We start from the raw sequence: 19180 nt of genomic DNA, 5'->3' as shown, positions 1-19180 counted from the left end.
GTCAGCTCTCTGGCTAGGGGTCAGTTTTTTCATACTCAATAGCTTAACACAAAACAAAATATTTTTCTATACGATTGAATCGGAACCACTATAGTCTAGAAATTACACCTTGTCATTTCCAAAAAAATGCTCTATTATTTTTGTTTTTATTATGTATACACAGTATCAAATTGATCAAACCATTGCTGCCATCGCTACTGCCCCAGGAGAGGGAGGGGTTGCGGTTATCCGTGTAGCTGGCAAACAATCGATAGAAATTGTAGCTAAGGTTTTCTCAGGTCCTATTCACTCTTATCCCTCACACACCGTTCATTTAGGTAAGATTGTAAATGCAGATCAAGTAATTATTGACGAAGTTCTGCTGCTCGTCATGCGCGCTCCCAAGTCTTATACAGGAGAGGATGTTGTAGAGATTCACTGTCATGGAGGATCTTTAATTTCACGAAGAGTATTAGAAACTATTTTAGCAGCAGGCGCTAAAGCGGCAGGTCCTGGTGAATTCACTTTTCGCGCTTTTATACACGGGAAAATAGATCTTGTACAAGCAGAGGCCGTACAAAATCTCATTGCAGCTAAAAATGACCTTGCCCTGCAGGCAGCTGAACAACAACTGCAAGGGCAACTTTCTTCTCGCATCCTCTCCTTTCAAAAGCAGCTGGTCGATATTGCAGCTATGTTAGAAGCCTGGGTTGACTTTCCCGAAGAGGATTTGGAATTTGCAAGTATTGAAAACGTAATTGCTCGATTAAAAAACTTAAGAAAACAAATTTGCTATTTGGCAGCTACTTTTCAAGAAGGAAAACTGCTGCAGTTTGGGCCTACTTTATGTTTAATAGGGCCACCCAATGCAGGTAAATCCTCTTTGATGAATGTTTTATTAGGTAAAGAGCGTGCCATTGTTACCTCTATTGCTGGAACCACACGTGATACTTTAGAAGAAGAACTCCTTATAGGAAATTTGCATTTTCGCTTAATCGACACAGCGGGAATTCGAGAAACAAAAGAGATCATTGAACAAGAAGGAATTCGCAGATCAAAAGAAGCCATGCAAAAAGCCGATCTTGTTTTGCTGATCTTAGATGCTTCTTTGCCTCTTTGTCCTTATGCAAATCAGCTACTCTCTATTGTAGATGCTAAAAAAACCCTTCTCATATGGAATAAAAGTGATATTGCATCTGTTATACCTGATAGAGAAAACAGCTTGCTTATCTCCGCTAAAAACCAAACAGGAATTGAAGAACTTAAGCAAAAAATCTCTCAAATGATCTGGCAGAAAGCTCCTTCTTCTAAAGAAGAAGTACTTATTACCAATATTCGTCATGAAAAAAATTTGCTAAACGCTGCCATTTCGCTCAAAAGAGTCATCGATGGTCTTCATACTAACCTATCTCCTGAGTTTCTCTCTTTCGATCTAAAAATCTGCCTAAAAGAGCTGGGAGAAATTATTGGTCACGATATAACAGAAGATATCTTAACCGCTATCTTCTCCAAGTTTTGTGTGGGGAAATGAACAAAAAAAAACACGCACAACGCATTCAAGATATTTTACATCATTTATTTCCCGATCCTGAGATTCCCTTGCAGTATCGAGATCCTTATACTTTATTAATTGCAGTTGTCTTATCTGCACAAAATACAGATAAAAAAGTAAATCAAGTAACTCCTGCTTTATTTGCAAAAGCCTCTACCCCTCAACAAATGCTTAACTTAAGCATAGAAGAAATTGCTAGCATAATTAAACCATGTGGCTTAAGTAATATAAAAGCAAGATCTATCTGGAATCTCTCTAAAATCCTTGTTGAGCAACATAAAGGTAGAGTCCCAAACTCTTTATTGGCTTTAGAAAAACTCCCTGGGGTGGGGCATAAAACCGCATCAGTTGTCGTATCACAAGGATTTGGCAAGCCCGCTTTCCCTGTAGATACACATATTCATCGCTGTGCAAAAAGGTGGCTTTTAAGTCGGGGAAAAACCGTGGAGGAAACAGAAAAAGACCTCAAACATCTTTTTCCTAAAAAAAGCTGGAATAAACTCCATTTGCAAATGATCTATTTTGCAAGAGAGTATTGTCCTGCTCGCGGTCATAAAAAAGAGGCATGTCCCATCTGTCAATGGATCGATGAGCCTAGCGATTGCCCCATGAGTCCGCGCACCTCTTGATTTTGTGCGCTACTTTTTATTAGGTCCTGATCAAAATGAATCCGATTAGGTTCAAATAATAAAATCAGACAAGATCCTCCAAAAGAAAAATATCCTTTTTCATCCCCTTTTTCATACGTCTTATCAACTTGAAATGTTTGATGAATACTCCCCACGTGCGTTGCTCCTATCTCTAGATATAATAGATTCCCAAAACGCAAAGTAGCAAGCATCGTAATCACCCTTTTATTTTCACTTAGAATTTTTATATTGCTTTTAAGCGCTAATGGATTCACAGAAAAAAGAGCTCCGTTAATTAATCGAGGTTGCCCAGGAGTTGCCTTACAAGGAAAATGAAATCTATGGTAGTCAACAGGACAAAGCCTTGCAATAACCATCGACCCAGCTTTGTACTTATCCACTAATTCTTCATTTTTAAGCAGCTCTTTTAAAGAGAATTTTTTTCCTTTAATAAAAAAATGAGGAAATTCTCTTACATCTGGAAAAACTAAATACCGTGCATCGGCTGGTAAAATAGCCCTATTTTCTTCTTGAACAATAGGTCTTGCTTCAGGTTTTAACCGGCGAATAAAAAAATCATTAAAAGAGCAGAAATGACTAACAGGTTCCAAAAATTCAGACGTATCGACATCAAATTTTTTGATAAAAGGAATAATTTTATAACGACTCATAGAACTTTTTTTAAAAAAGCCATACAGTTTAGAAAAGAAAGAAAACCTAGCGGCTAGCGGTAAAATAAAGAAAGAGATTACACGTGATGAAAAAGTATCTTCATATAAAAGATCTATAAAAAAATTACCATATACCTTTTCTTGTTTTTTTTCCTTAGTCAGCCGATCCAAATAAATAATCTTAGGCATATTTCCTTTAAGAAAAGATTGTAAAAAGTTTTCTTGTTTTTTTATCGCTAAGGGTTGCCCTTATAAAAATTGAGTTAAAGCTAACTGTAAAAAATAATTTAATAAAGAACATTAGCGTAGAGTCTTGCAAGAAAACCTCTAATATCCTAGCCTCAATAGGTAATTTAAGACTAGGAAAACCAAGATGCTGAGCGTTTTTAAAAAAATTTTTGGTACATCTCAAAGCCGTTTATTAAAGAGATATCAAAAAACAGTTGTAGAAGTTAATCGACTAGAAAAGAACTTTCAACAGCTCTCTCATGAAGAAGTGCGTCAAAAAACAGCCGAGTTTAAGGCGCGCTATCTAAAAGGAGAAACATTAGAAGACCTTATTCCAGAAGCTTATGCAGTTGTCAAAAACGCCTGTCGTCGTTTATGCGGAACAGATATCCATGTATCCGGTTACGATCAAAAATGGGATATGATTCCCTATGATGTACAAATCCTAGCTGGTATTGCTATGCACCATGGTGCTATTGCAGAAATGCAAACCGGCGAAGGGAAAACACTAACAGCATCTATGCCTTTATATTTAAACGCTTGCACAGGCAAACCAGTGCATTTAGTGACGGTAAATGATTACTTAGCAGAAAGGGATTGTCAATGGATTGGCACGATTTTTAGATGGCTGGGATTAAATGTAACCGCATTAACAGGCAATACCCCTCATCACATCCGCAATCAGATATACGCTGCAGATATTGTTTATGGGACAGCTTCTGAATTTGGTTTTGATTATTTACGTGACAACTCGATGGCACAATCAAAAGAAGATCAAGTACAAAGAGGATACTTCTTTGCTATTGTTGATGAAATCGACTCCATTTTAATTGACGAAGCCAGAACTCCTCTTATTATTTCAGGTCCTGCTAGTCATTCACGGCAAATGTACGATGATTTAAAAGACGATGTGTATGTACTTGTAAAGCATCAAAGAGATTCCTGTAACCATTTAGCTCTAGAAGCGCGTAAAATTTTAGAAAAATTACACCTCATTGAAGAAAAAACAGAAAAACTTAAAGTATTAAAAACCCAAGAAGCCGAGTGTGAAAAAGCTTTTCGAAATCTATGGCTTGTTAGCAAAGGGATGCCTCAAAATAGAATTCTTAAAAAACTACGCGAAAACCCTAAGTTAAGAGCTGAAATTGAAAAGTGGGATACCTATTTTTATGCTGAACCCAACAAAGAAGAGCGTCATCAGGCCTTAGCAGAACTTTTAATTATTGTTGATGAACGCGCTAATGAGTTTGAATTAACCGATAAAGGAATTCAACAATGGATTGAAGGTTCGAAGAATCAGGTCTCTTCAGATGACTTTGTCATGTTAGACTTAGGCCATGAATACGCTAATATCGATCAACATCCCGAATGGGATGAACAAGAAAAACGCAATCAAAAAATTCTATTAAGAGAAGAAGATGCGCGCCGTAAAGAACGCTCTCATAATTTAAGGCAACTCCTACGCGCTCACTTACTGATGGAAAATGATGTCGATTACATCATTGAAAATCGAAAAATTGTGATCATTGATGAAAATACAGGTCGCCCTCAACCAGGTAGACGATTCGCAGATGGATTGCATCAAGCAATCGAGGCCAAAGAAGGTGTTACTATTCAGGGAGAAACACAAACCTATGCAACTGTTACTCTGCAAAACTACTTTAGATTGTACACAAAACTTGCAGGTATGACGGGTACTGCAATGACAGAGGCTAATGAATTCAAAGAAATTTATAAGTTAGATGTATTAGCAATCCCCACTCACCATCCTTGTATCCGCAAAGATTACGACGATGAAATTTATATGACCGAGCGAGAAAAATATCACGCTCTTGTAAAAGATATTCAATCGGTTCATTCGCAATCTCGTCCCATTTTAATCGGAACAGAATCTGTAGAAGCCTCGGAAAAACTCTCTCGTATTTTGAAACAACACCAATTAGAACACACCATTCTCAATGCAAAAAACCATGCCAGGGAAGCAGAGATCATTGCAGAAGCGGGCTCAAAAGGAGCTATTACCGTTGCAACAAATATGGCAGGTAGAGGAACGGATATTAAACTAAAAGAAGGTGTAGCCGAGATTGGCGGATTATATGTCGTTGCAACTACACGCCATCAGTCTAGACGCATTGATAGGCAGCTAAGAGGTAGAGGAGCGCGGCAAGGTGATCCCGGTAGCTCTAAATTCTATGTTTCTTTTGAAGATTCTTTAATGCGACTATTTACCTCTCCTAGAATTACTATCTTTTTACAAAGATTCCGTCCCCCAGAAGGGGAAGCAATTACTGCAAAAGTATTAAACAAGTCCATTGAAACCGCTCAAAAACGCGTAGAACAGCGCAATTACAATATGCGTAAGCATACCCTAGAATACGATGATGTGATGAATAAGCAACGAGAAGAGATTTATTCCTTTCGTAATGAAGTGCTACATATCGATAATTCTCTCTCTCTTGCACGTGAAATTTTAGAAAGTATTTGCATACAAATGTGTCATCGGTTTTTCTCTTCTCGTAATAGAGAAGACGGTTGGGATCCGCAAGGATATACACAATGGTTACACACCCATTTTCCTTTAACCTTTGATATTAAAGAATTCGATGACGATTATTTGCAATTAGAAGACATTGAACAATTAGCTACGCAAAAAATACTTGGGGCATTTGAACAAAAAATTGAGCATGAATCTCAAAAAATTCAACAAACACAGTCTTTATTTGCTTCTACCAATTTAACTTCTGCTGAAAAAGTTTTATGCCAAGTTGTACGTGGGTTATTGATTCGTACCATCGATCGCCTCTGGCAAGAACATTTATTGCATATAGATCACTTGCGCTCTGAAGTACATTTACGCGCAGTAGGTCAGAAAGATCCTTTGATGGAATTTAAACATGAAGCTTTTGCTTTATTTGATCTTTTAAGTTTAGAAATCAAACAAGAAATCGCGCATGCTTTGTTTAAATTTACTATGGTTATGCCAGAGAATTTTGTGGAACCTAATATAACGAATAAAAGGCCACCTCTCATTGATTTATCTCAAATCAATCCCTCTAGGAGAGTAAACCCTATTTAAAGTGATCTACTTTTTTATACCCTAAAAAGAATAGGGGAAAAGAAGCTAGACAATAAAAAAACCAATAGTGGCTATTCCACTCTAGCCGTAAATAGCCTTCATCAGAAAAAAGCAGTTGCAGTATTCCAACGATAAACAAGTTAGCGCCAATCGATAATAATAAAATAGGCCAAAAACTATTCTTATCCTCTTGATATTCTTTCTCTGTTTTTTCCTCTATTTTAGGAAAAACACAACTGCTAGATGCAGAAACAAATTTTTTTTCCAAGATAGGTTCCTCCTTAGGGGCTTTAAGTAAAAACGTAGCGCTCTTTTGTTCGTTTATTTTTTGTTCATCCTGCTTAGTAGGATGATTTTTTCTTAACGAATAAGGAGGCGGATAGAAAGAGAGCAAGCTATCTTGAAGAGCTTTTTGTTGCAAATAATTTTTTTCAAAAGCATTGCTACTTTGTTCTGTTGCACAATAAGGACAATGTAGAGATTCGACAGGAATACGCCCATCACAGCTACTACACATTTTTTGTCGCTCTTTATCCATCATAAAATAATCAAGCTTAATATAAAATATTCTAACTTCATTTTCACACACATAAGACAAAATTTCTAGCTTTTTTCTTTTTCTAATCAGATATATCTAATTATCAACCAATTTGGTTCGAATTAATTTTAAATAAAAAGAATTAAGAGCAGCATTTTTAGATTTGCCATTGCATCATATTTTTGAGCGTTTTAACATATTAGCAATCACAAAGAGAGTTTTCATGGATCAAAAAAAATATGATATTGCAATCATCGGGACAGGACCTGGAGGATATGTAGCTGCTATTAAACTTTCACAAGAGGGTAAAAAAATATGCCTTATAGAAAAACAATTCCTTGGAGGAACTTGCCTTAATGTGGGCTGTATTCCCACAAAAACCCTCTTGTCCCATGCAGATCTTTTACATAGAATGACCCATGCTGCCGAATTTGGTATAGAATTAGGTTCTGTTCGTCTTAATTACACAAAAATGAAGCAGCGTAAAGACAGCGTTGTGGAAAAAATGCGTAAAGGGTTGCAAGGATTATTACAATCTAATCACATTACAGTTATACAAGGTCAGGCAGAGTTTATATCGCCCAAAGAGCTCAAAATCACAGGTAAGGAAGATTGCAAGATTGAAGCAGAACAAATCATTATTGCAACTGGTTCTGAGCCTTTGGATATCCCTTCAATACCATGCGATCATCAACTAGTCTGCAACTCTACTTCTGTTTTAGAACTGACAGAGCTACCTAAAACGTTAGTTATTGTAGGAGGAGGATATATCGGTTGTGAGTTTGCTTCTTTATTTGCCGATCTAAAAGTAAAAGTGATTATCTTAGAAGCTCTTGACTCTATTGTAATCAATCAGGGAAAAAGTATTTCAGATGCTTTAACGCTTGCTTTTCATAAAAAAGGCATTGAGATACAAACCAATGTGAAAGTAGTAGGGATTGATAAACAAGAATCTGGTTTACGCATCCGTTTAGAAGATGGTAAAGAGCTATTTGGTGATAAGGCGCTCATCGCAATAGGACGCAAACTGGTGTCTAATGGATTAGGACTGGAAAAGATAGGAGTGGTTCTTGATCAAAAAGGAGCTATCGTCGTAAATGAAAAAATGCAAACGAATGTAGATGGAATTTATGCTATTGGTGATGTAACAGGTAAAAATCTTTTAGCTCACGTAGCTTCTCATCAAGGGATAATAGCCGCAGATAATATACTAGGAAAGACCACTGAAATGCACTACAATGCAATTCCGGCCGTTATTTTCACCAATCCGGAAATTGCTATGGTAGGTATGACATTTGAAGAAGCTGAAAAAGCAGGGTTTGCCCCTATTATTGGTAAATTTCCTTTTCAAGCGCTTGGTAAAGCGGTTGCCTCTGCAGAAACAGACGGATTTACGCAAATCATCATAGATAAATCCACCGGACAAATTTTGGGAGCTCAGGTTGTGGGAAGTGAAGCATCTGCTTTAATTGCTGAAATGGGTTTAGCGATTGCACAAGAATTAACCCTTGATTGTATTATTGATACTATCCATGCTCATCCCACCCTGCCAGAGGCTTGGCATGAAGCTGCTTTATTAGCAAATGAAACACCTCTTCACCTACCGCCAAAGAGAAAATCATGAGTCAAAATAAGCGAAATAGGCTACCAATCAATCCTGAATCTTATTCTTTTTCACAAACGTTAGGACGCTTTCCCTCTTGGTTACATCGAAAACTGCCAAGAGGCTCATCCCTATCCCACACACAAAAGATCTTAACCAGACATCGTTTAAATACGGTATGCGAAGAAGCCAAATGCCCCAATCGTTTTGAATGTTATTCCAATCACACAGCTACCTTCTTAGCATTAGGTAAACAATGCACTCGTAATTGTGGATTTTGTGACATCGACTTTTCTAAAAACCCTAAACAACCTGAAGTTGATGAACCAAGCCGCATTGCTCTATGTGCACAAGAATTAGGGCTAAAGCATGTGGTTATCACTATGGTTGCACGAGATGATCTGATCGATAAAGGCGCCTCTCACATGGCAGCAATTATCCGCCAGATACGCACAGAACGCAAAGAAGTAACCGTGGAAGTATTAACCTCCGATTTTTCAGAAGATTACGCCGCCATTGACCTTCTTCTCCAAGAACAACCTGACATTTTTAATCATAATTTAGAAACCGTTGAAGCATTAACCCCTAGGGTTAGACATAAAGCAACCTATCTTCGTTCTTTAAATATCTTGTCTTATGTAAAACAATCTGATAAAGCGCAATTTATCAAATCTGGTTTAATGGTGGGTTTAGGAGAAACACCTGAGCAAGTTAAAAGAGCGATTGATGATCTTAAAGCAGCAGGCTGTAATATCATTACCATTGGACAATACTTGCAAGCAAATAGAAAAAAACTTCTTGTTAAAGAGTTCATTACACCTGAGCAGTTTAAAAAATATGCAGATTATGGCCGAGAGATAGGAATCAAACAAATGTTCTGCGGTCCCTTTGTCCGATCCAGTTACCATGCGCACGAGGTCAAAAATCTAATGACAGAAGTCTCTTTCTAAAATATTTCCGATTGCCTTATACAAAGAATATCCAATTTTAAAAAAATTGTATATTATGTCTTCCAAAGTTGGCGTTGTTATTTTACATTATGGATCTGTATCGAACACGATTGAATGTCTCCAATCGGTTTTTGCTTTAGATTACCCTCTCTTTGAAATAATTGTTGTCGACAATAGCCTGCACCCTGCTGATCGGACAGCTCTGAAAGAGCTTTTTCCTGGGGTTACTCTCTTATCTACGCTAGAAAACTTAGGATACGCGGAAGGAAATAACCAGGGTATAGCTTATGCAATCAAGCATGACTGCGCATACGTACTCTTACTTAATAATGATACGGTTATTGCAAAAGACCTACTTATCCACTTTGTGCAAACCGCTCAAACCCATCCAAATGTTGGTTGTTTAGGTGCCAAAATTTTTTACTACGATGAACCTATAACGCTTTGGCATGCAGGTGGATTTCTTCATTCTAAAACCCTTCGGCTCTATCACAAGGGCTATAAAGAAATTGATCTAGCCAACGAATATAATCACATTACAGAAATTGAATATGCCTGTGGTTGTGCTATTTTTGTAACAAAAGAAGTGATAGAAACAGTAGGCACTCTATCCAAAGAATTCTTCCTTATTTGGGAAGAAGTAGATTGGTGTTGGCGTATCAGAAAGGCTGGCTATAGTTGTCTTTTTGTACCTCAAGCAAAAGTTTGGCATAAGATTTCTTGTGGTTTTCAAGGAGGGAATAGAGGTTCTCTATGGCACTATTTTTATTCTCGCAATCGCTTAATTTTTTTAAACCAGCACCTTTCCAAAAAACAAAAGCGTGCTTTCTATTGTTTCCAATTCCCCAAAGAGCTCTTTTCTCTTTTTTTCTATGCCTTTCATCCTCGGATTACTAAAACAACACGCCTTTTACATCGTGCAGCTCTAACGGGCATTTTTGATTACTATCGAGGGCTTTTAGGCCCTTGTCCTCATAAAAACTTTCGTTAAAGCTCATTTAAATCATGCTATCTATGCAAGAAACCGTCCATTTTAAGCTACCTACACTTGCAACAAAGATTATGATAGATCTTATTTATTTTATAAATCATATAAATAAAATAACCTATCTTGTCTACTAATTCATTAGTTGTTAAAAGACGATTAAATAGATTTATTAAAATCTGATCCTATAAATAATTTTAATGCAATTTTAGATACTACATGGATATGTTCGCTTTCGCGCAAAAGACCGACTGCATTATTCTAGCAGGAGGACAAGGGACTCGTTTGTTTCCTCTTACCCAAACCCGCTGTAAACCAGCGGTTTGCTTTGGTGGAGCCTATCGCTTAATCGATATTCCTCTTTCTCATTGTTTACACGCTAAATTAGACTCGATCTTTGTGATTACTCAATACTTAGCCTCCTCTTTGCAACAACACATCTATGAAACCTATCATTTCGATCAATTTCATAAGAACAATATTCAACTGCTTTCCCCTGAAGAAACACCTACGCGCAAAGTTTGGTTTAAAGGAACCGCTGATTCCATTAGACAAAATCTTGAGTATTTCGAAGCCTCCTCTGCAGAGTACTTTTTAATTCTGTCAGCAGATCAACTCTACAACATGGATTTCAATAAGCTATTTGCCTTTGCAGAGGAGAGTAATGCCGATTTTATCATTGCTGCTTTAAACGTTAAAGAGCAAGAAGCAAAGCGTATGGGGGTACTCAATATTTCTGCTAAAAAGCAAGTTTTGGACTTTTTTGAAAAACCTTCTGATACAATAACTCTCAAACGATTTAGCCAATCAAATTTAAACTCCAAATACTTAGGATCCATGGGTATTTATTTATGCAAAAGAAAAACCTTATTTAATTTGCTAAAAGAAGAAGGGGATGATTTTGGTAGGCATCTTATTCCTTTACAGGTAAATAAGGGAGGCACCTATTGCTATCAACATGAGGAATATTGGGAAGATATTGGTACTGTTCTTTCCTATTACAAAGCAAATTTAGCTCTAACTCAAAAAAACCATCTTGATACCAAACCTATTTTTACTACCGCGCAACAACTAACTAGCACTTTAATTAGAGATACAAAAGTAATAAATTCTATTATTGCTCAAGGATCCATTAGCGAAGCTTCTCAAATTACCAATAGTGTCATTGGTATGCGCATTAAAATAGACTCTGGTAGTATTATTGAAAGCTGCATTTTAGTGGGCAATCTTAGTGCATTCCCTTCTTCTAGTACCCTACCGCAATATTGTTCTATCGGTAGAAATTGCATTTTGAAAAAAGTGATTGTCGATGAACATACTATTATCGGCAATAACGTAACATTGACCAATCCAAATGCTATAAATCACCTAGATACCTTTAAAGATCATGGTATTTATATTCGAGATGGGATTATCATCGTAACATCTGGAACAAAAATTCCTAATGGGTTTACTATCTAATGAAAATTTGGGCTCTTTCAGATCCGCATCTTTGTTTTGGTGCACCTAAAAAATCTATGGAGGTTTTTGGTCCCCCTTGGAAAAATTACATAGATAAAATCTATGCTAATTGGCTAGAGTGTATTGAAAAAGAAGATTTGGTATTGATTCCAGGGGATATCTCTTGGGCCATGCATCTAAAGGAAGCTCTTATTGACTTAGCATGGTTAGATGCGCTACCTGGGCATAAAATTATCTTACGAGGAAATCATGACTATTGGTGGAGCTCAAAAGCAAAACTTGTCCAAGCCATGCCCTCTTCCATTCAATGGATTCATAATGATGCTATTTTATGGCAATATATAGCCATCGGCGGCAGTAGATTATGGGATACCTACGAATATCAATTTACTAACTACATCGAATTCAAAGAAAATCCCCTACAAAAAAAACTCTCAGAAAAGAATGCTGAAAAACAAGAGGCTATTTTTTCAAGAGAGCTTGAGCGCTTGAAATTAAGCTTAAAACAGTTATCTCCTCTTGCACGTGTTCGTATTGCGCTAACTCACTATCCTCCTATTGGTCCTCATTTAAATCCTTCTCGCACTTCGGAAATTTTAGAACAATTTCAGATTCAATACTGTGTGTTTGGGCATTTACACAATGTGAGAAGAAAAGCACTTCCTTTTGGTACAGCTCGCGGAGTTCAGTATATCTTAACCTCTTGTGACTATTTAGATTTCAAACCTTTACGTATTCTCTAATACTGCTTTGACTATATCCAAGTAAATAGGATCTCTCTTGTTTAATGGGACATCTACAGGACAATTTTTCCGAGTATTACTAATTTGAGAAATATGTCTTTCTTCTTCTTCTAGGTCCATGTAATGATAATATTCAGCCATCATTTCAAGCACATCCTGAAATTGCTCTTCTGTTTTCATAGAAAGAAGCGCTTGTTTGACTACCTTAAAGAAAAACTCTCGATTCCCTCGATAGACTAAATAATCCATCAAAATCAAAAGAGACTCAAAATCCGGCTCTTCTTGTAAATACTCTAGAAATCGATCGAACATCAAAGAGGCAGATGGGGTGTCTGTTGATAGAAATAAGCAGATTCTTAATGCCTCAAACCGTTTTTTATGAATCACATAGGGAGAAAATCCATCTAAAAACTTAGAAGCACCAACGTAATTTTCCTCTATCATTTGATTAGCAATATAATCGAGGATAAATCCTTCTAAATCATGAGCAGAGTAGCTACATGCATAGAGAAAAACCTCTTCTGCAGACCCTTCTTTATCCGCTGCATTGTCGAGAATATCTTCCAATGATTCTAAGGCTTCTTGTAGTTGATCAACTTCTACCAAAGACCCTCTATCATATGCATCTATTAAACAATCCAATTGATCGCAAAACAAAGAAATAGGTAGATTTTCCGGCAGAAGTCTACGCCACAGCTCAAACAGCAAAAGATAACATTTAGCTTGACCTTCTTCTTCCTTTGGCCATATATGTTTGGTTAGTTCCTCTGGATTATCAAATTGCTGAGCTTGTTCTACAAAACTCACTTCATTAAAAAAAATACCAATTTTACCCAGACGTGTAAATAAAGTAGCAAGTTTCAATTCTCGTAAATCCTCTATCTGCCAGGGAGCAACTCGAGTCTTAGGATTATTGTTGTGTTTTACTCGCAATAAATTATAGAGGGACTTTCCACGTAATTGCATATTACCATATCTGTTAAGAAAATATTAAGACTACTATGCGTAAAGATATTTTGTCAAATCTATACAAAAAAAAGCGTTCACGGGTAGATTAGAAAGCATTATGAAACGTATCATCGAGAAACGCCCTTTCTTACTACTAGAGCTATTGGTCGCCTTATTTTTGCTTATCACTATGATCCTACCCTTTGCTTATTTGCCTATAAAAGCTTTGCAAAAAGAATATCTCTCTCTACAAGAGCTGCAGCTACGTAGGTTAGCTGATATCCAATTTTCTGTTATTAAAAAAGATCTGTATTCCCAGGAAAAAAAATTTCTAGCTGTTTTATCAGCAAAGGGTCCAAAAGAGAAAATCGAACTTTCAGCACCTGAATCGTTTATTCTAAAATTAGGTTCTTCTTCTAAGAAACTAATCATAAAAAAGTATGGATATATACATTTACAAGAAAACAACCATTATTTGATTCGTATTCTCATCGAAATATATCCAGAAAATGCAAAAGTTAAAAAAAGATATTTCATTTACCAACTCTTCATAAAAACCCGTACTATTTAAGTCTTGTCTATTAGACCTCTTGCGTAGTTAAATAAAAATTTCATAATTGTAGATTCCAGCAATAAGATTGAACCGTAAACCAAACCTTTCTATATCTTTTGTTTTGCTCTTCCAATAAAATTAAGACCATTTCTTCAAAAGTTTTTCGTTTCACTCCTGTCTGTCTTCTAAATTGCTCGGGTGGGATAGATTGAAGTTCTAAGTAATTTTTCCTTTCCCTCCATTTAGGAAAGAAGTATAGCGAAAATCTAATTACGCAAGAAGTCTAGTAAAAAACTCGATAGATTTTTAAAAATTTTTGTTATTTTTAATAAAAATGTTATATGCATATATCTTTAAAGAATAAAGTTAACTATTTATAACATTTGAGTACATATGGATTCTAAGCACTTTCTTATCTTAACTAGCATAATTTTTTTTTCAGCTCCTTTGTGGGGCGATACCTATACAGTTTCAAGTGAAGCCGATGCAGGCCCAGGCAGCCTTAGACAAGCTATTTTAGATCTGAATGAGACAGGGAATACAGCTACTAATACTATAACTATAAATAGCGGATTGCCTCCTATTCTGCTTACTAGCAAATTACCTGTTATCCAAAGAACGGCAAAGATTACTACGTCTGGAACAGTTCCTCAAATAATTGATGGGAACCAAAATCGTTTATTCGTTGCAAATGCTAATCTAACTATCGAAAATTGCAATATACAAAATGGTGCAGCTATTGGGGGAAATGGAATCTCAAATCGAAGTAGTGGAGGAGGAGGAGGATTAGGAGCAGGGGGTGGAGTGTATGTAGCTCCTAATACTGTTGTTACTTTGAATAACACCTCTCTTAAGAATAATCTTGCACAAGGAGGAAAAGGTGCAGGTGGTTTTCAAAATTTGAAAGGAGGAGGTTTCAGTGGATCAGGAGGAGGTGCTAGTTTTTCATCAGCTGACCCAAATGCTAGTCCGACACAAGGAGGAGGGGATAATCCAGGTCAACATGGAGCGAACGGAAACCCATTAGCAGGAGGAGGAAATGGAGGAGGAAATGGAGGAAGGGTAACAGCTGAGGTTTTGTACAACGGCATCCCTTATAAAATATTTTACCTAGGTTCTAAATTCCCAGTCAATAAAATTGGTCCTGCTTTTCAAGTTGGTAAAGCCATTTATGACCTTTTTTTTAAGGATCCTTTAGAACCCAAATTCGAGATAACAAATGGTGATTTAGGTAGTAGTTCTAGAGACTTAAGCAATGGTGGTGGTGGAAAAGGTGGCTCTACTACAGGTAGTATTTATGAGTTTTTGACAAGTGATCAAGTTGTAGATGGAGGAACGGGAGGAAAAGGAGGAGCCGGTGGAGGCGGGGGTGGAGGTGCGTATGTTGCACAACCTCCAACACTATTTCAGCAAAAAGCAAATGTCCTATTCGGGGAAAAAATAGTCTATGTAAAAATACAACTTGTATCTCAACCTGGTAATGGTGGTGATAAGGGCGGTGGCGGTGGTGCTGCAAGTGTCCTAAGAAACGGTGGTGGTGGTGGTGGTTATGGCAGCGGTGGTGGTGGGGGATCCTCATCTGTGATTGACCTTTCAACTCCACAAAAAGGACGGGGAGAGGTTCCAGGCCCCATTTCCAGAACTCCTAATCAGGCAATAGCACAACTAGTACCTATAACGGGTTTTGGTAGTGGTGGTGGTGGTGGTGGGTTTGGCGGTGGTGGCGGTGGTGGTGGTGGAGATTTAACGACCCTCCCAGGAGCAACAGTCAAATATACAACGGGAGGAGGAGGAGGATTCAAAGCTCTTAGGCTTAACCCGATAGTAATTTCTGTTGGGAGAAACATTCCTTTCCAGGGAGGAGGGGGAGGAGGCGGAGGTGGTTTTGGAGGCGGCGGAGGTGGCAACGATGCTTTTCTTCAGGAAACGCCTTCTGAAAACAACGAAAAGTATTATCATGTTTTTAAGGCTGGTGAGGTCAGCCAAGGAGGGAGCTTTGGGGGAAATGGCGGTGGTCAGGCTCAACAAATAAAACCTTATGCAGGAAGTGGTGGTGGTGGAGCTGGAATTGGAGGAGCTGTTTTTGTTGGTAACAACGCCCAGTTAATTATCCAAGACTCGGTTTCTTTACGTGGGAATCAAACCCAAGGAGGCGAGGCTGGAACAGATTCTGTCGGATCTGATATTGCTCTACCCGCTGGGCCTGGGCTTGGATTTGCTGACGATATTTTTTTATATAGTGACGCTAAGTTAGTATTTCAAAATGAGAACTCTTTACTAGCAGATTTTAGTATCCAATCAGATCCAGGAAGTTTTCAAGATATAGGGGTTAGAAAAGAAGGTAGTGGCACGGTTACTATGACCTCACAAAAAAACAACTATCGAGGACCTACTGTAATCAAAGAGGGAACTATTGTTATAGCAAGTGATGTGCTGGGATTTCGTTCTTCAGAGCTCGTTTTTGCAGGAGGAACCCTTGAAGCAACGGATACTTTTTCCTTAGAAAGGGATATTATTTTAAATTTAGAGGGAACTATTGCTGTAAATCCTTCTCGTACTTTATTTATTGGAGGCCCTATCCGGGGTGAGGGTTCTCTCACAAAAACAGACGCGGGGACCTTGGTTTTAACAGAAACAGTTCCTATGGGAAATTTGATCATAAAAGACGGAACTGTGCAAGGAAACGCATCTTATATACAAAACGATGTTCTTATTAACAGCTTCGGAACTCTAATTTTTGACCAAAACTTTTCAGGAGCCTACGAAGGTCAAATATCAGGTAATGGTACTCTAGTTAAAGATGGAACTGAAAGATTATCTTTTATTGGAGTTGATGATTTTGCAGGTAATACTATTATTCAAAACGGGACTCTTGTCATTCCTGTCAAAGAAAAATTTGCCAGCAATTCTGTTAATGTAATGCGTGGCACACTGCAAAATAATGGAACAATCAATGCAGGCGTTGTTACCAACTATGGCTATATTTTTGGCTCTGGAACATTCAATATAAGCATTATGAAGAACTTCGGTTTTGTAGAACCAGGGAATTCTATTGGAACCCTTACAATCAACGGGAATTATACGCAAGACCCATCTGGTAGATTAGGTATAGAAATTGATGTTATAGGAGGAAGCGATCTACTAGAAGTGACAGGGATGGCCTCGTTGAACGGGGAGCTTCTCATCAAGCCTACACCCGGAGTTTATTTAGAAGGAACAACCTATACTTTTCTTACTGCAGAATCTGTCACAGGACAATTTAGCCGTACTGTTATTAGTAGGCCCTTTGATTACACCATCAATTATTTGCCTAACCAAGTTCAACTCTTTTTAAAATCCCCTTCTGTAGTTGTAGGTATGCCTGATTCTAACTTGACCGGTAATCCGAAATCTGTTGCAGATTGTCTATTTTGTAATAACTTTGATTTTGCAAATACAGATCTAGTTTTAGTGGCTAATGCGTTACTCCAGCTACCGATGGATGAATATGCAAAAGCACTTAAAAGCTTAACCCCTGCTGCATTTGGATCTCTGCCCTTAGTTGAACTCGAGAACAATTTTAATTTTGCCAATACCTTTTTTTTAACAGGAGTTGGTCAAAGGTCTTATTGTTACGCAGATATCGATGAACCTACAAATATTTGGTTTAACCCTTTAGGGTTTATTTATTCACAAGAAGAGCGTCAAGGAGCTCCTGGCTTTACGGCTCGCACCTGGGGAGTTGCAGTGGGGGCAGACCGCCTATTTCTCGATGAGTGGAGCCTAGGCATAGGATTTGGATACTCTCATGCCCAACTTGATTGGAAACATCAGGTGGGCCATGCTCATGCTGATTCCATATACTTAGGTCCTTATGTTAAGTACGACTGTGAAAATTTCTATTTCGATTTTCTGCTTTTAGGAGTAGGTAATTTCTATGATGTGGATCGAAAAATTGTATTTCCAGGGCTTTCTAGAAAAGCGCATAGCGATCCTACTACTTGGAACCTTTCAGAGATTCTCCTAGCAGGGTTTAGATTAGAGCCTTTCCATATAGACAATTTTTTCGTTCAACCTGAAATCAGATTAGATCAAACCAACTCGTTCCAAGGGAAATTTAAAGAAAAAGGAGCTCAGTCTATTGACCTTTCTATAAAAGGCAAATGCTCTTCCTTTTTACGTTCTTTGGTCAATATTAAAGTCACTAAAGAATCATGTGTTGCTGGTTTTTGCTTAGTTCCTAGTGTCAATCTAGGTTGGTTGAGAACAACTCCTCTAACGCGCGGTCATTACACTTCTGGATTTAGAGGGGGAACATTTTTTAGACCTGATTTTACAACTTCTAACTTTCACCAAACAATCGATCAATTGCTCGTGGGTGCGCAATTTCTTGTCTCCCGCCAAGGAGACATCCAGTTATCTATAGGATATGAAGGGGTTTTTGGAAAAAGATCAACAGTGAATGAAATGAATATAAATGCGTCTTGGAATTTTTAACTCTTACTTTTAATCCTTTTTATACGGTTCAAAGTAAGTGTTTCTCTTGCATAGCTTAAGGAAACAGCTATATGCTAAAACGTTTTTTACACCGAACAAATGGTTTTTATGTAGTGAATCGGAAAGAGAAAACAAGCTTTGTAATTATTGATGCTCAAAGTGTTAAAAATACTGATACATCAGAGAAGAAAGGATATGATGCAGAGAAAAAAATATCAGGAATAAAAAGACATATAGCATTCGATACCCAAGGACTTCCTCATGCTATTCACATTACCACCGCTAATATACTGAAACGCATTAGAAAAAAGACTTTTCAAACACTAAATTCATTGAATTTTTCTCATTGATTAAGTTATAAACCTTACATCTATGCAACCTGAAGCGAACTTTTTAACAAGAAACCAAAAAGACATTCTCAAGGCTCGTCATCGCCATGAACGGGATAAAAGGCTATGCGATAGAATCAAATCTATTTTATTGTTAGAGCCTGTTTAAAATCTTTTCAAAAGTAGAGCAATAAAAGCAAGAACCACCATATTCAGGCTTGTATGTAGTTTTCTTTCGCAATTTTTCCATAGCCTGCGACATTTTTCTATCCACGCAAAAGAACGCTCTACAACCCATCTTTTGGGATAACTGTAAAAGTATGAAGTGTATTTCTTTTGGCTATTTCTACTATACATCCCAGTCTTTTCAAGTTTGAAGTGCACAGAAGAATTAAAAAAAGAATAGGCAGGCGATGAAAGAATCTCTATTGTGATTTTTAACAATCAAACACAAGGAGA

General features: G+C 37.4%; 14 protein-coding genes and 2 pseudogenes. 12 read left to right on the top strand and 4 right to left on the bottom strand.

Annotation, left to right across the window (positions count from 1 at the left end):
- Window positions 1–151: 151 nt before the first annotated feature.
- Both mnmE and nth read left to right on the top strand, forming a co-directional pair.
- Window positions 152–1510, top strand: a complete 1359-nt coding sequence (gene mnmE / locus RHOW815_RS02185; RefSeq protein WP_215216735.1) for a tRNA uridine-5-carboxymethylaminomethyl(34) synthesis GTPase MnmE — start codon at window positions 152–154, stop codon at window positions 1508–1510.
- The gene (gene nth / locus RHOW815_RS02180) at window positions 1507–2160 is read left to right on the top strand and encodes an endonuclease III (RefSeq protein WP_215216734.1); all 654 of its coding nucleotides are present in this window, start codon (window positions 1507–1509) and stop codon (window positions 2158–2160) included. The genes mnmE and nth overlap by 4 nt, the downstream gene beginning before the upstream one ends.
- On the opposite strand, the gene asd is transcribed toward nth, so the two are convergent.
- Window positions 2109–3020, bottom strand: coding sequence for an archaetidylserine decarboxylase (gene asd / locus RHOW815_RS02175; RefSeq protein WP_215216733.1), 912 nt, complete (start codon window positions 3018–3020; stop codon window positions 2109–2111). The genes nth and asd overlap by 52 nt on opposite strands.
- Before the next feature lie 184 nt (window positions 3021–3204).
- Here asd and secA point away from each other — a divergent pair, with 184 nt between their 5' ends.
- The gene (gene secA, locus RHOW815_RS02170; protein ID WP_215216732.1) at window positions 3205–6135 is read left to right on the top strand and encodes a preprotein translocase subunit SecA; all 2931 of its coding nucleotides are present in this window, start codon (window positions 3205–3207) and stop codon (window positions 6133–6135) included.
- Here secA and RHOW815_RS02165 read toward each other — a convergent pair.
- Complete coding sequence (locus RHOW815_RS02165; RefSeq protein ID WP_215216731.1) at window positions 6128–6724, bottom strand: hypothetical protein; 597 nt, start codon at window positions 6722–6724, stop codon at window positions 6128–6130. The genes secA and RHOW815_RS02165 overlap by 8 nt on opposite strands.
- Before the next feature lie 172 nt (window positions 6725–6896).
- Here RHOW815_RS02165 and lpdA point away from each other — a divergent pair, with 172 nt between their 5' ends.
- The 5 genes from lpdA (at window position 6897) to RHOW815_RS02140 (ending at window position 12415) form a co-directional block, all read left to right on the top strand.
- A complete protein-coding gene (gene lpdA, locus RHOW815_RS02160) occupies window positions 6897–8297 on the top strand; it encodes a dihydrolipoyl dehydrogenase (protein ID WP_215216730.1) in 1401 nt (466 codons plus the stop codon).
- Window positions 8294–9226 (top strand): lipoyl synthase, encoded by a 933-nt coding sequence (lipA, locus tag RHOW815_RS02155; RefSeq protein WP_215216729.1) that lies wholly within the window; start codon window positions 8294–8296, stop codon window positions 9224–9226. The genes lpdA and lipA overlap by 4 nt, the downstream gene beginning before the upstream one ends.
- A 55-nt stretch (window positions 9227–9281) precedes the next feature.
- Window positions 9282–10217, top strand: coding sequence for a glycosyltransferase family 2 protein (locus tag RHOW815_RS02150; protein ID WP_215216728.1), 936 nt, complete (start codon window positions 9282–9284; stop codon window positions 10215–10217).
- Window positions 10218–10436: 219 nt separating this feature from the next.
- Window positions 10437–11672, top strand: coding sequence for a sugar phosphate nucleotidyltransferase (locus tag RHOW815_RS02145; protein ID WP_245397525.1), 1236 nt, complete (start codon window positions 10437–10439; stop codon window positions 11670–11672).
- Window positions 11672–12415: a metallophosphoesterase gene (locus RHOW815_RS02140; RefSeq protein WP_215216726.1), complete on the top strand. Its 744-nt coding sequence runs from the start codon at window positions 11672–11674 to the stop codon at window positions 12413–12415. The genes RHOW815_RS02145 and RHOW815_RS02140 overlap by 1 nt, the downstream gene beginning before the upstream one ends.
- Here RHOW815_RS02140 and RHOW815_RS02135 read toward each other — a convergent pair.
- A complete protein-coding gene (locus tag RHOW815_RS02135) occupies window positions 12401–13381 on the bottom strand; it encodes a hypothetical protein (protein WP_215216725.1) in 981 nt (326 codons plus the stop codon). The genes RHOW815_RS02140 and RHOW815_RS02135 overlap by 15 nt on opposite strands.
- 100 nt (window positions 13382–13481) lie before the next feature.
- Here RHOW815_RS02135 and RHOW815_RS02130 point away from each other — a divergent pair, with 100 nt between their 5' ends.
- The 4 genes and pseudogenes from RHOW815_RS02130 to RHOW815_RS08975 all read left to right on the top strand — a co-directional run bounded on the left by RHOW815_RS02130 (window position 13482) and on the right by RHOW815_RS08975 (window position 18890).
- Window positions 13482–13934, top strand: a complete 453-nt coding sequence (locus RHOW815_RS02130; protein ID WP_215216724.1) for a hypothetical protein — start codon at window positions 13482–13484, stop codon at window positions 13932–13934.
- A gap of 375 nt (window positions 13935–14309) precedes the next feature.
- Entirely contained in the window at window positions 14310–18392 is a 4083-nt protein-coding gene (locus RHOW815_RS09280) for an autotransporter outer membrane beta-barrel domain-containing protein (RefSeq protein ID WP_215216723.1), read from the top strand.
- A 128-nt stretch (window positions 18393–18520) separates the two neighbouring features.
- A pseudogene (locus RHOW815_RS08980) lies at window positions 18521–18691 on the top strand (transposase); the annotation flags it as partial.
- A gap of 73 nt (window positions 18692–18764) precedes the next feature.
- Window positions 18765–18890 carry a hypothetical protein gene (locus tag RHOW815_RS08975; protein ID WP_256439899.1) on the top strand — a complete coding sequence of 42 codons (126 nt, stop codon included), beginning with the start codon at window positions 18765–18767 and terminating at the stop codon, window positions 18888–18890.
- Here the strand turns inward: RHOW815_RS08975 and RHOW815_RS08970 are convergent.
- Window positions 18887–19071: pseudogene (locus RHOW815_RS08970) on the bottom strand (transposase); the annotation flags it as partial. The gene RHOW815_RS08975 and the pseudogene RHOW815_RS08970 sit on opposite strands and share 4 nt — an antisense overlap.
- Window positions 19072–19180 lie beyond the last annotated feature (109 nt).

It is taken from the genome of Candidatus Rhabdochlamydia sp. W815 (genome assembly GCF_018642185.1).
Taxonomy (GTDB): domain Bacteria; phylum Chlamydiota; class Chlamydiia; order Chlamydiales; family Rhabdochlamydiaceae; genus Rhabdochlamydia; species Rhabdochlamydia oedothoracis.
The sequence above is the reverse complement of the archived record's forward strand: the minus strand, read 5'-3'. Positions and strand labels throughout refer to the sequence as shown.

Excerpts from the sequence above, each read along its gene's own strand:
- RHOW815_RS02150 (WP_215216728.1), top strand. The coding sequence starts at position 9,282 with ATGTCTTCCAAAGTTGGCGTTGTTATTTTACATTATGGATCTGTATCG.
- nth (WP_215216734.1), top strand. The coding sequence starts at position 1,507 with ATGAACAAAAAAAAACACGCACAACGCATTCAAGATATTTTACATCAT.
- RHOW815_RS09280 (WP_215216723.1), top strand. The coding sequence starts at position 14,310 with ATGGATTCTAAGCACTTTCTTATCTTAACTAGCATAATTTTTTTTTCA.
- mnmE (WP_215216735.1), top strand. The coding sequence starts at position 152 with ATGTATACACAGTATCAAATTGATCAAACCATTGCTGCCATCGCTACT.
- RHOW815_RS02130 (WP_215216724.1), top strand. The coding sequence starts at position 13,482 with ATGAAACGTATCATCGAGAAACGCCCTTTCTTACTACTAGAGCTATTG.
- RHOW815_RS02140 (WP_215216726.1), top strand. The coding sequence starts at position 11,672 with ATGAAAATTTGGGCTCTTTCAGATCCGCATCTTTGTTTTGGTGCACCT.
- secA (WP_215216732.1), top strand. The coding sequence starts at position 3,205 with ATGCTGAGCGTTTTTAAAAAAATTTTTGGTACATCTCAAAGCCGTTTA.
- RHOW815_RS08975 (WP_256439899.1), top strand. The coding sequence starts at position 18,765 with ATGCAACCTGAAGCGAACTTTTTAACAAGAAACCAAAAAGACATTCTC.
- RHOW815_RS02135 (WP_215216725.1), bottom strand. The coding sequence starts at position 13,381 with ATGCAATTACGTGGAAAGTCCCTCTATAATTTATTGCGAGTAAAACAC.
- asd (WP_215216733.1), bottom strand. The coding sequence starts at position 3,020 with ATGCCTAAGATTATTTATTTGGATCGGCTGACTAAGGAAAAAAAACAA.
- lipA (WP_215216729.1), top strand. The coding sequence starts at position 8,294 with ATGAGTCAAAATAAGCGAAATAGGCTACCAATCAATCCTGAATCTTAT.
- lpdA (WP_215216730.1), top strand. The coding sequence starts at position 6,897 with ATGGATCAAAAAAAATATGATATTGCAATCATCGGGACAGGACCTGGA.
- RHOW815_RS02145 (WP_245397525.1), top strand. The coding sequence starts at position 10,437 with ATGTTCGCTTTCGCGCAAAAGACCGACTGCATTATTCTAGCAGGAGGA.